9 protein-coding genes are annotated in these 12,058 nt (G+C 71.6%); 3 read left to right on the forward strand and 6 right to left on the reverse strand.

Annotated elements, in window-relative coordinates; translation table 11 throughout:
- Positions 1 to 184 precede the first annotated feature (184 nt).
- Positions 185 to 616: a hypothetical protein gene (locus DEI83_RS10040; protein WP_146243294.1), complete on the forward strand. Its 432-nt coding sequence runs from the start codon at positions 185 to 187 to the stop codon at positions 614 to 616.
- A 36-nt stretch (positions 617 to 652) separates the two neighbouring features.
- Here DEI83_RS10040 and DEI83_RS10045 read toward each other — a convergent pair whose 3' ends face one another.
- The 5 genes from DEI83_RS10045 to DEI83_RS10065 all read right to left on the reverse strand — a co-directional run bounded on the left by DEI83_RS10045 (position 653) and on the right by DEI83_RS10065 (position 6,418).
- Positions 653 to 2,683, reverse strand: coding sequence for a potassium transporter Kup (locus tag DEI83_RS10045; RefSeq protein ID WP_258371162.1), 2,031 nt, complete (start codon positions 2,681 to 2,683; stop codon positions 653 to 655).
- A 115-nt stretch (positions 2,684 to 2,798) separates the two neighbouring features.
- Positions 2,799 to 3,500 (reverse strand): response regulator transcription factor, encoded by a 702-nt coding sequence (locus DEI83_RS10050; protein WP_258371163.1) that lies wholly within the window; start codon positions 3,498 to 3,500, stop codon positions 2,799 to 2,801.
- Positions 3,497 to 4,882, reverse strand: a complete 1,386-nt coding sequence (locus DEI83_RS10055; protein WP_111081814.1) for a sensor histidine kinase — start codon at positions 4,880 to 4,882, stop codon at positions 3,497 to 3,499. Before DEI83_RS10055 ends, DEI83_RS10050 begins: the two co-directional genes overlap by 4 nt.
- Positions 4,869 to 5,843 (reverse strand): CPBP family intramembrane glutamic endopeptidase, encoded by a 975-nt coding sequence (locus DEI83_RS10060; protein ID WP_111081815.1) that lies wholly within the window; start codon positions 5,841 to 5,843, stop codon positions 4,869 to 4,871. Before DEI83_RS10060 ends, DEI83_RS10055 begins: the two co-directional genes overlap by 14 nt.
- Positions 5,844 to 5,929: 86 nt before the next feature.
- Positions 5,930 to 6,418, reverse strand: coding sequence for an SRPBCC family protein (locus DEI83_RS10065; RefSeq protein ID WP_111081816.1), 489 nt, complete (start codon positions 6,416 to 6,418; stop codon positions 5,930 to 5,932).
- 218 nt (positions 6,419 to 6,636) lie between these two features.
- Between DEI83_RS10065 and DEI83_RS10070 the strand changes: the two genes are divergently transcribed.
- On the forward strand, positions 6,637 to 7,179 hold the full coding sequence (locus DEI83_RS10070; RefSeq protein ID WP_111081817.1) for a DinB family protein: 543 nt from the start codon (positions 6,637 to 6,639) through the stop codon (positions 7,177 to 7,179).
- A 916-nt stretch (positions 7,180 to 8,095) separates the two neighbouring features.
- A complete protein-coding gene (locus DEI83_RS10080; protein ID WP_111081818.1) occupies positions 8,096 to 10,639 on the forward strand; it encodes a LamG-like jellyroll fold domain-containing protein in 2,544 nt (847 codons plus the stop codon).
- A gap of 106 nt (positions 10,640 to 10,745) precedes the next feature.
- On the opposite strand, the gene DEI83_RS10085 is transcribed toward DEI83_RS10080, so the two are convergent.
- A complete protein-coding gene (locus tag DEI83_RS10085; RefSeq protein WP_258371164.1) occupies positions 10,746 to 11,960 on the reverse strand; it encodes a glycoside hydrolase family 26 protein in 1,215 nt (404 codons plus the stop codon).
- Positions 11,961 to 12,058 lie beyond the last annotated feature (98 nt).

Here is a 12,058-nt window from a genome sequence, read left to right on the forward strand (position 1 = left end):
GGGGACTCCAGTTCAGGACGGGGACCCGCAGGTGCCCGGAGGTGGTCATCCGTACGTCACACATCAAACATGACCAGCGTCCTCGAGCCTCCTTTTCGACATTCTGCATTCCACCCGCATGCGAACAGGCACGATCGGGTCACGATGCCGCGACGACGAGCCCGACCTGACCGAGACTGACGCCATGACATGGGGGAAGACGGGGGTCTCGATCGGGGTCGTGCTCGCGCTCTGCGGCGGACTCGGTGGCTGCGCGACGATTGCTGCTGGGCAGTGCGTCGACTGGGTGCCGCTCTCCCCGGCCGAGCAGGAGCGGGAAGCGAGCCTCGTCGTGGACGCCGATCTCCAGCCGACCGACCGCACCGTCGAGGCACTCGGGCGCTACCGCGTCCGCGAGGCGGTCATCACCAGCGTCCGGAAGGGCCACGCACCCGACGACCGCATCGACGTCATCGCGACCTCGGACCAGTGCACGAGCAGCGGGGAGCCGGTGGAGTACGTCGACGGTGATCCACTCGCCGAACCGGGCTCCTACCGGCTGTACCTGACGCAGCAGCAGGCCGGAGGGGCCTGGCGACTCGTCGTGCCCGGAGCCGCCGAACGTCTCGACGGCTGACCGGGGTGAGCACGGGCGCGCGCGAGCACGGGCGCGTCAGACCTCGACGTCGCTCCCCATCGTCACCGTGCGCCGGAGCGGCAGCCCGAAGCGTGCGGCCGGGTCGGCGGCGTTGTGGGCCATCGCGACGAAGAGCTTCCGCCGCCACGACACCATGCCGCCCTTGCCCGAGCCGGTCCGGAGCGCACCGCGGGAGATGAAGTAGGACGCCTCGGACATGTCCTCCTGCGCCAGGTCGAGCACGCCGGCGGCGCACGCGGCACGCATCGCGGCGGGCAGGTCCTGGTCGTCGGAGAACCCGAACGTGATCGTGATGTGGTCGATGCCGTCCTCGTCGTGGCCGAGCTCGTCGCGGGTGAACGCCTCGGACAGCGGCACGTGCGGCACGTTCGCGGTGAGCACCGAGACGATGACGACCCGCTGGTGCACGACCCCGTTGTGCTCGACGTTGGCCCGGAGCGCGAGCGGCGTCGTCTCCTTGTTCGGGTGCGGGAACACCGCGACGCCGGGGACCCGCGGGATGTGGTCGGCGTTCACCGTCTCGATGAACTCTGCGAGGGAGCCCTCGCGCTTCCGCCGCTCCTGCTGCACGAGCTGTCGGCCGCGGTGCCACGTGGTCATGAGGGTGACGACGGCGAGGGCGATGAGCAGCGGCACCCACCCGCCGTGCACGACCTTGGACAGGTTGCCGGCCAGGAACGTGAGCTCGAGCCCGCCGAACACCACGGCGACGAGCACGAGCTTCCACGTCGCCCAGCGCCACAGCGGCTTCACGACGACGAGCAGCAAGAGCGTGTCGACCACGAGCGCCCCGGTGACGGACACCCCGTACGCGGTGGCGAGCGCGGCCGAGGACCGGAACGCGAGCATGATCGCCATCACGCCGATGAACAGCAGCAGGTTGACGGCCGGCAGGTACACCTGGCCGCCCTCGCGCTTGGACGTCTGGCGGATCGTCAACGGCGGGAGGAGCCCGAGCTGCACGGCCTGCCGGGTGAGCGAGAACGCGCCGGAGATGACGGCCTGGCTCGCGATGACGGTCGCCGCGGTCGCCAGGATCACGACGGGGATCTGCGCCCAGCTCGGGAACAGCAGGAAGAACGGGTCCTTCGTGGCGGTCGGGTCCTCGAGGACCAGGGCGGCCTGGCCGAGGTAGTTGCACACCAGCGCGGGGAACACCACGAAGAACCAGGCGCGGAGGATCGGCATCCGCCCGAAGTGGCCCATGTCGGCGTACAGCGCCTCGGCACCGGTGATCGCGAGGACGACCGCGCCCATCGCGATGAAGGTGATGAACGGGTGCGCGAACAGGAACGCGATCGCCCAGGTCGGGGACAGCCCCTGCAGGACGCCGGGGTGCTCGACGATGTGCGGGATGCCGGCGACGGCGATGACGACGAACCAGAGCAGCATCACGGGCCCGAACGATGCGCCGACCTTGGCGGTGCCGAACCGCTGGACGACGAACAGGCCGATGAGGATGACGGCCGCGATCGGGACGACGAGGTGCTCGACCGACGGCGCCGCGGTGCCGAGGCCCTCGACGGCGGAGAGCACCGAGACGGCCGGGGTGATGACGGAGTCGCCGTAGAACAGGGCGACGCCGACGATCCCGATGACCAGGAAGACGGTCGTGCCGCCCGGACGGTTGGCGTAGAGCCGTCGGGCGAGTGCGGCGAGCGCCATGACCCCGCCCTCGCCGTGGTTGTCGACGCGCATGAGCACGAGCACGTACTTGATCGACACGACGATCGTGATCGACCAGACGAGCAGCGAGATGACGCCGTAGACGTCCTCCGGGATCGGCCGGACGATGCCACCGTCGACCGAGAACACCGTGCGCATCGAGTAGAGGACGCTCGTGCCGATGTCACCGAAGACGACGCCGAGTGCGGCGAGGGCCAGGCCTGCCGTGCCACGGTGCCCACGGGCCTCCCGGCCGGCGGGCTGTTGGCTGGCCGTCGCGGGGTGCGTGGCGTCGTCGCCGGGGCCGGCGTCGCCGGGCTGGGCCTCGCGCGCACCCGACGGCTGGTCGGACGACTGCGACGACGCGCGGGTCTCGGTCACGGCGGGCACTCCACTCCAGGCCGTCCGGGCGACGGCCGCGCCCATCATGCACCCGCGGAGTGACAGCGGAGCACCAGGCGCTCCCATCGCAGCGTCGAACGGCTGCTGCGCCCCTCTACTCCGGCACCGTGACGATGCGGTTCTGGTACGCCCAGACCACGGCCTGCAGGCGCGACCGCACCCCGAGCTTGGGCAGCATGCGCGCCAGGTGTGACTTCACCGTGGAGACCTCGACGACCAGCTCCGCCGCGATCTCCTCGTTCGACATCCCCTGCGCCAGGAGCAGCAGGACGTCCCGCTCCCGGGCGGTCAGCACCCCGTCGACCCGGTCCCCCGTCACCGGCTGCAGGCTCCGACGCGAGGTGAACTCGCGGAGCACCCGCCGGGTCAGGGCCTGGTCGAGCGTGCCGTTGCCCGCCGCGACCTGGCGGACGGCGCCGATGATCGTGTCCGGCTCGGCGTCCTTGAGGAGGAACCCGGACGCCCCGGCCTCGAGCGCGCCGAACACCAGGTCGTCCATGTCGAACGTCGTGAGCATGAGGACGGGCACCGCCGGGTCGGCGTCCGGCCGGCAGAGTTCGCGGGTGACCTCGATGCCGTTCCGGACCGGCATCCGGATGTCGAGTACGGCGACGTCGGGCCGCGTGCTGCGGGCGAGCGCGAGCGCCTCACCGCCGTCGGTGGCGACCCCGACGACCGTGATGTCGGGCTCGGCGTCGAGGAGCGCCGAGACGCCGGCCCGGACGAGCGGCTGGTCGTCGGCGACGAGCACGCGGATGACCGCGTCGCCGCCGTGCACTGGTTCCTCAGCGCTCACCGCGCCACCTCCGTGTCGTCGTTCGTCGTGTCGGAGCCGGGCTGGGCCTCCCGGCTGAGCCGCACCGCGACCAGCCACCCGCCGTCGTCCGTCGGACCGACCTGGAGGCCCGCCCCCACCAGTTCCGCCCGCTCGCGCATGCCGCGCAGTCCGTTGCCACCGGCGGGCGTGCTGCCCTGCGCGGGGACGGACGAGGGGCCGTTCTCGACACGCACCTCGAGGTGGTCGTCGGCGCGGTCGTCGATCGTGACGGTGCACGCGGCACCCGGAGCGTGCAGGGCGGCGTTCGCGAGGGCCTCCTGGACCGTGCGGTACGCGGCGAGCTGCGCGAGCGGGCCGACCCCGTCGCCGAGCGGACGGCTGCTGCCACCCGCGGGGTCGGCGGCCAGGACGTCCAGCCGGACGTCGCTGCGGAACCGGGCCCGCTCGACCAGGTCCACGATCCCGGCGACGGTCTCGACCGCTCGTTCGGCGGGGCTGTCGTCGCGGAGCAGGCCGACCAGGCGACGGAGGTCTTCGAGGACGGCGGTGCTCTGCTCCCGGACCTGGCGGACGCCCTCGTGGGCACGCTCCGGGTCGGTGTCGATCTGGCGGTCGATGACGGCGGACATGAGGGCGATCCCGGACAGGTGGTGGGCGGCGATGTCGTGGAGTTCCCGGGCCATGGCGGCGCGCTCGCGGGAGACGGCGGCGTCGATCAGGGCGTCCTGCTCCCGGTCGACCGCGGTGGCCTCGGCGGTGCGGGCGACGCGGACCTCGCGACGGGACAGCACCACGAGGGTGACGAGCAGCGGCAGGCCGACGGCGCCGACCGCCTGCAGGACGCCCTGGCCGACCGAGCCGGTGAGGCCCTGACCGAAGCTCGCCCGGAAGCCGCCCGAGGTCACGGCCCACAGCACCGCTCCCCCGACGACGACCAGGACGGCCGCTGCGGTGAGCGCGGGCCACAGCCGGGCGAGTGGGACCCGGAGGGCGGCCAGCACGACGGCCACCGCGATGGCGAACGGCGTGAGCCCGAAGAGCTCGAACGCCTGCGGGGCGAGGACGGCGACGAGCACCGGGATCGCCGCGACGACGACCAGCGTGGTGCGCGGTGCCCGGCGGGCGGCGAGCAGCGCGGCCGCCTGGGCGAGGAGCCCGAGGGTCAGGACCGTCCACGGTGCACTGCCGACGGCCGGGTAGCTGACGGTGTCGCCGATCGTGTCCGGGTCGGCGGCGTCGAGCGGCGGCAGCGCGAGCAGCAGACCGAGGGCGACCACGGCCGTGCCGAGCGCGACGAGCAGGTCGGTGCGGCCCTCGCGGGCGGTGGCAGGACGCCGAGCGGGCGCAGCGCCACCGGCCTCGGCCTGGGGGCGCTGCGCGCGCGGCTCAGCGGGTGCCATGCTGCGATCCTACGAGGGGCTTCGACGACGGGATCGGGGCGTCGATCGGCAGGGCCCGACGTGCCGGGTCGTACCCGAGGTGTCCGCGGGTCGCCACGAGGAGCACCACGGCGGCGATCGTCGACATGATCGTCAACCCGCTCATCAGCGTGCCGGCGGTCATGCTCGGGTACATCGTGGGGAAGAACGTCGAAATCGTGTTGTTCACGCCGACGTGCAGCAGCAGCGCGAGCGGCAGGCTCTCACCGGTCTTGTTGAACACCTGCACCATCACGACGTTGAACGTGATCGTGAAGAGGGCGAACACGACGGGCTCGCTCCAGTGTGCGTTCGGCCACCCGCCCCAGTCGCTGAGGTACAGCGGCATGTGCCACAGCGCCCACACCGGGCCGAGGATCGCGGCCGCACCGAGGCCACCGAAGCGGTGCTGCAGGCGGGGCAGGGCGAAGTCGCGCCAGCCCGGCTCCTCGCTCAGACCGGTGGAGAACAGCTGGATGACCAGGCCCGGCACCACGGCGGCGAAGACGAGGGCGGTCGGCGCGTGCACGTCCCCGCCGGCGAACGGCAGCGCCGAAACGATGATCAGGGCCGGCACGACGACGAGCGCCAGGGCGTACCAGTACCAGGCGACCCGCCAGCGGAACAGGCGTCCGACCCAGCGGCGGAGACCCGGGCGACCGTCGGCGACGGCGGTGACGATGAACGCGCCGCCGAGCGGGCCGAGCAGTGCGCCGGGCAGCACGCCGGTGAACTGCGCGCTGCCGAGGACCTCGGCGAAGTGGATGTCCCAGACACCCATGCCATGCGGCGACAGGATGTAGGGGACCCACGCGAGCCAGCTCAGCCCGAGCGCGAGGGTGAAGAACGACCCGAGCGGATGCCGCGCGATGACGCCGCGGATTCCGTGCCGGTCCTGCGGGGCGGTGCCGGTCTGGGACCGGGCTTCGATGGTGTTCGTCATGACATCGACGCTAGGAACTCCGCCCCGCGGGGACGACCGGCGGAGGAAGGCACGTGCCCGACTTGCATCGAAAGGATGCAGGACCGTCAGTCGGCGCGCGCTGCCCCCACGGCGGCCAGCACCACCGGGTCCTCGCAGCCACGCGCGAAGCCCGCGATCCGCCGGTCGATGTCGCGCTGCAGCACGAGCACGCCGATGCGCTCCGCGAGCGGCGCCAGCCACTTCGGCTTGCACGTGAAGTTGTAGCGCCAGACGGCGAGCGTGTGCCCCAGCTGCCCGTCGGCCGCGCTGAACCGCCAGCCGCCGCCCATGCGCTCGAAGAACCACGAGCCCTTCGTCATCTTCATCCCCACGTTCGACGGCGGGTTGTACGAGACGTACTCGCTCTCCATCGCCAGGCCGAACCGCTGCACCGTGTACGTCCGCACGCCCTTGCCGGGGACGGTCGCGCCGACGAGGTGCTGCCGCCGGATGAACGGGTCCCAACGCTTCCGCACCTCGCCCTGCGTCTGCGAGACGGCGAAGGCGACGTCCACGTCGACCGGGACGACACAGCGGGACTCGACGACGGGCATGCGCCCATGCTGGCACGCGGCGGCACCACCGGACGGGAGGCCCGGGGCAGGCCCGCACCGCGCCTCCCGGCCGGCAGGGACGCGGCTGACGACGGACGCACGACTCGTCGCCGACTGCGCTCACGAGTCTCGGCGGCGGCTCGCGTGTCAGTCGATTGGTTCGTTTCTGAGCGGAACACGCACCCCAGAGAGGGCGTGACTGCCTGTAGCGTCCGAGCATGGACGCGGGCGTGGACGAGCACGGCAGGATCGAGCCGGACGTCGGGGGCGACGAGTGGGGCACGTTGAACGGGTTCCTCGACTATCAACGGGCGACGTTCGCCTGGAAGGTCGCAGGGCTCGACGCTGCCCAGCTGGCCCGACCGCTGCCGCCGTCGACCATGACCCTCGCCGGACTGGTGAAGCACCTCGCGTACGTCGAACACGGCTGGTTCGACGGCTGCCTGCTCGGCGAGCCCCGTCGGGAACCGTGGGCCTCGGTGGACTGGGCCGCCACTCCGGATTGGGACTGGGACTCCGCCATCGGGCAGGATCCCGCCGAGCTGCTCACCCTCTGGGAGGGCTCCGTGACACAAGCCCGGTCCGTTGCCCTCTCGGCGTACGAGACGGGCGGCCTTGACCAGAAGGCGGTCAGTGTCTGGCGGGATGGGCGTTCACCGAGCCTGCGGTGGATCCTCATGCACATGGTCGAGGAGTACGCCCGCCACAACGGCCACGCGGACCTCCTCCGGGAAGCCATTGACGGGCAGGTCGGCGAGTAGCCCGCATCATCTTCCACTTGCACGAGTGTGTTCCGGAAGAGGATCGGCTAACGCGCGCCTAGTGCGTCGCCGTCTCCGAGGCTGTGCGGATCGACGCCAAGAGAGACTTCTCGAATTGAGACGGCACTGCGTCGGGAGCAGCCAGCCCTCCGCGCCGAGCGGCCGAGATCACAACCTCCACCCGACCGTCTTCGGCGGGTTGAAACCCGAGAGTGATGACCTCGGCACGGGGGATCAGGACGCCCGACCGTTGTGTGACGACCGCAGTGCTGTCATCGATGTCGGTGATCGAGGACCGTGGGATGCCTGCCACTGCCGACCGGATGAGGGCGGGCACGTGCTCCAGTGCCGCATCGACACGCACAGTGCCACGAGATTTATCTGCCACGTCTGACAGCCAAGCACGGTGTCCCGCAAGCCGGTCGTCGACCGGTACACCGAGTTGCGCGTCAACCACGACAACTCACTCATGTCATCGTTGACCTGGGGATTCCCGTATGCCTGTCCCGCGAAAGTGCCCGGGGAAGGGGTGCTGAACGCAACACTGTCCACGTACCCGAGCAAGGGCGCGGCACGTCCCGTCGGGGGACGCCAGCCCGGGATTGAGATCGCTGCATGCGTTCCGCTCGAACACGACCCTGCCCGAACGCGGTCTCCACTACGACAACCAGCAAGCGTGCACGTCACGCTGCTGTTGGAAGACGTTCGCTGACTGAGGCAGCACCGAGGAACGCGCTCCGGTGACGAGTTGTGTGCGAAGGAGACAGATCATCCGCGCGGCGACAGCTCCCCGCGTCGCCTCCCGCTCACGCTGTGGTCACACTCAGGCAACCGGCGGGACAGACGACGCCACCAGCATCGTCGCGTGACCGCACACCGACCACTCCCCCGAGCCTCCCGTCGGAGGACCACCGCATTGGGCGTCACCGCCCTCGCCGTGGCCGCCGCCGTCGGCCTCCCCGCCCTGACCGCGACCCCCGCACCGGCAGCCGCCGCTCCCGCACCGGCCGCCGACCTCGCCTCCCGCTTCACCCTCGCGGTGCTGCCGGACACGCAGTTCTACTCCCGCTACTCGGCGTCGCAGTTCCTCCCCCGCTACGGCGACGACCCGTTCCACGTGCAGACGCAGTGGCTCGCCGACAACGCCGACGAGCTGCACATCCCGTTCACCACCCACGTCGGCGACGTCGTCGACCAGGTGGGACAGGCCGGCGAGTGGCAGGCCGCCGACCGGGCGATGTCCGTGCTCGACGCGGCGGACATGCCGTACAGCATCACGACGGGCAACCACGACGTCCGGAACTCCGCGGACACGGTGTTCGACACGTCGTACGACCTCGCCGCCGAGCCGTACCTGCGGACCTTCCCCGCCTCCCGCGCCACCGGCCAGCCGACCGTCGAGTCGGGCACGGACCGCACCGGACTGAGCCAGTTCCACGTGTTCGAGGCCGAGGGGCAACGCTTCCTCTCCCTCGCACTGCCGTGGCGGGCCTCCGACGAGACGCTCGCGTGGGCGAACCAGGTCATCGCGGCCCACCCGACGCTGCCGACGATCCTCACCTCGCACGAGGTCATCAACATCGCCACCGACGGCCTCACCGCGGTGGACACGGCCTACGGCGAGCGCCTGTGGAAGAACGTCATCGCCCCGAACGACCAGGTGTTCCTGACGCTCAACGGCCACTTCCACGGCTCGACGTGGAAGAGCCGCACGAACGACGCCGGGCACGCCGTCACGCAGGTCCTCATCGACCACCAGATGGACTACGAGGGCGGCAACGGCTACCTCGGCCTCATGGAGTTCGACCTGACGAACGGCACCCTGGCCATGCAGACCGCGTCGCCGTGGGTGACGTGGAAGCCGACCGAGACGCTGACGTCCTACGACCAGCCGCTGCTCGACGCGGCGAACCAGCGCTACAGCGTGCCGGTGGACTTCCGGACCCGGTTCGCCGGCTTCGCGCCGGACTTCCGTGCGGGCAGCGCCGACGAGCCGCCGCTCATCGAGCGCGCACGGCAGATGCTGCTCGACGGCTTCACGGGCGCACCCCCGGTCACGACCGAGCTCCCCGGCGGCCGCGCCGACCACACCATCGTCGACGGCACCCTCGCCTGGTGGCGTCCCGGTGAGCAGGAGACCGGCACCCTGGCTCCCGGCGCCACCGTGGACGACGTCGTCGGCGACGCGGACCTCACCCGCATGACCCACGCCGAGTCGGGATCCCCGACCGCGCAGGACGGCGACGTGACCGTCACCGACGAGGCGCACCCGCTCTCCTCGGACGGCGCCGGCCTCTGCTTCGCGAACGCCGACAAGGCCGCGAAGCGCTTCAGCGCGCTCACCTCACCCGGTGACACGGCCGTCGACCGGGCCACCTTCCCGGAGGGCTACACGATCGAGACGTTCCTCGAGGTCGACCCCTCGTGGACCGACGGCGCGAACTCGTGGTCGAAGGCGATCGTCCGCAGCGGCAACCGCTCGCAGATCGGCGTCCCGCAGACCCGCTGGGACTGGACGGCGTCGCCCGCGGCGCTCGGCATCTCGAACCTCAAGGAGTTCCAGTGGACCGAGGTGACCGCCGACCCGTCGAAGGGTGACCGCACCGCCTGGTCGGGCGAGATCATCCCCGGCCGCTGGCTGCACGTCGCCCTCGTGAACGACGTCGACGCCCGCACCACCACGATGTACATCGACGGCGCCCCGGTGCTCCGCAACGCGACCGACACCGGTGGGCAGACCGTGCAGGACGGCATGCCGTGGCTGTTCGGCAGCGACTGGGTCGACGACGCCGCCACGAACGGCTGGAACGGCTGCATCGGTGAGACCCGCGTGGTCGACCACCCGATCGGTGCCGAGTCCTGGCTGACCGCCCGCGCCGACCTCGACGCACTGACCGTCGACGAGCCGGGCACCGAGGTCGCCCCGACCGCCGTCACCGGCTCCGGCCACCCGGGCGCCACCGTCACGCTCTCCGGCGCGGTCACCGGCAGCACCGAGGTCGCCGAGGACGGCACCTGGTCGGTCGAGCTCGCCGGCGAAGACGTCGACGCCGTGCGGGCCGCCGCACTCGTCCGCGCCGCAGCGACCGGCGAGGCCCAGGCCGTCCAGTCGATCGGCACCCGCAGCGGTGCAGCGGTCGCGTTCGCGGTCGCCCTGCCGGACGATGTGGAGCCGACCGACCCGACGCCGACCGACCCCGGGTCGTCGGCTCCCGGTGACGGTGATGACGGCTCGGGTGACGACGGCACGGTGACCCCCGCGCCGGGTGCCCTCCTGCCGGGTGCTGACGGCCCGGACGCCGGCGACGGCACCGCACCGGACGGCGACCTCGCCTTCACGGGTGCGCACGGCCTCGGCGTCCTCGGTGTGACGGCGCTCCTGCTGCTCGCCGCGGGGACCGCGGTCCTCGTCCGCCGACGACTGGGCACCCTGCCCCGGATCACGCCCACGGAGCAGTAGCCCACACCGCACACCACGGGAGGCACGGTGCGGGTCCGCACCGTGCCTCCCGTCCGTCGTTCCGCGGTCGCCTCCGAAGGTGCCCCTGGCTGGGAGGGGCACCGGGTCACCGGCCGGGTTCCGCCGTCCGGCACGGCTGCGGGGCCGCCGCGAAGTGCAGCCATCCGGGCAGCCCTCCGACGAAGGCAGCACGGGTGGCCGGGTCGTGCAGGACCGTCCAGTCGACGTGCTCCTGCACCTCGGTCTCGTACTTGTCCCACTCGAACCAGTTGACCATCCGCACGTTCGGGAAGCGGGAAGCGGTCTCGGCGGAGAAGACCTGCGACCACCAGGCCTGCTTGATGGCGCGTTCACCCTCGGGGTCGCCCCGCGGGACGACGAGCGCGGCGGTCTCGGGAACGGCGACCGGCTTGTTGCGGCGCACCCCGAACAAGTCGTAGAAGTCGGGCACGGGGGTCTCGTCACCGCCGGCACCGTTGTACGTACCGGTGAGCTTCGCTGCGAACTTGCCCTCTTCCGGCAGGACGTTCGCACCCCACGGTGCCGCGGCTCCCCAGTGGTAGATGGACAACCCGACCCAGTCGACCACGTCATCGCCGGGGTAGTAGGGCGTGTACGGGTCGTCACGTGTCGTGAGGACCCCGTCGCCGTCGGTGTCGAGCACGTCGAACGCGGGCGTGCCGGCGACGGCTGAGGAAGGACCACCGATGAAGGGGTAGCCGCCGCCCTCGTTCGGCGCCCACATCGTCGCACTGCCCGGCGCCCCGCTCCGCAGCGCTCGGGCCACACGGCGGAAGGCGGCGACGTACGCGTCGGGCTGCTGGCCCCAGGGGTACCAGGACCCGTTCATCTCGTGGGCGAAACGGACGATGACCGGAACGCCGCTCTCCTGCATCTCGTTCACCAGGGCGGCGACGTCGTCAGCGACGTGGTCCGTGACGGACTGCAGGCCGTCCTGTGGTTCGAGCGTCAGGAGCAGCGTGCCACCCTGGCCGCGCACCTGGTCGGCGGCGCCGCGCACGTCCTCGACGTCCTGCGCTCCGAGCGGGACGTCCGCGAACACGACCGCCACTGCGGGCCTGTGCCCCAGCAGCGTCGCGTACTCCTCGAGCGTCTGATGGCCCCAGTCCAGGTTCACGCCGAACAGGGACCCGGTGTCGGGCACCACCTCGGACGCACGGCGGGGAGCACAGCCGGCGGACGCACTCCTGAAGGCGCGCGGGAACGTCGTGCAACCGGACAGCGCGACGGAGCTGACGATGGTCACGCCCGCCAGTGCTGCCATCGACAGGAACGAGCGGCGAGGCACGGCAGGGGACACGGACTCCATCGTCCCACGAGTCGAGCGATCCGTCTCTCGAGGTGTCGTGGTCGCCGGTTCCGCGACGGCTCGGTACGGTGGCAGCGCCCCACCCACCC

The sequence above is a fragment of the Curtobacterium sp. MCBD17_021 genome (genome assembly GCF_003234525.1).
Lineage (GTDB): Bacteria > Actinomycetota > Actinomycetes > Actinomycetales > Microbacteriaceae > Curtobacterium.

Coding starts and splice junctions, on each gene's coding strand:
- DEI83_RS10040 (WP_146243294.1), top strand. CDS start 185: ATGACATGGGGGAAGACGGGGGTCTCGATCGGGGTCGTGCTCGCGCTC.
- DEI83_RS10055 (WP_111081814.1), bottom strand. CDS start 4,882: ATGGCACCCGCTGAGCCGCGCGCGCAGCGCCCCCAGGCCGAGGCCGGT.
- DEI83_RS10060 (WP_111081815.1), bottom strand. CDS start 5,843: ATGACGAACACCATCGAAGCCCGGTCCCAGACCGGCACCGCCCCGCAG.
- DEI83_RS10065 (WP_111081816.1), bottom strand. CDS start 6,418: ATGCCCGTCGTCGAGTCCCGCTGTGTCGTCCCGGTCGACGTGGACGTC.
- DEI83_RS10070 (WP_111081817.1), top strand. CDS start 6,637: ATGGACGCGGGCGTGGACGAGCACGGCAGGATCGAGCCGGACGTCGGG.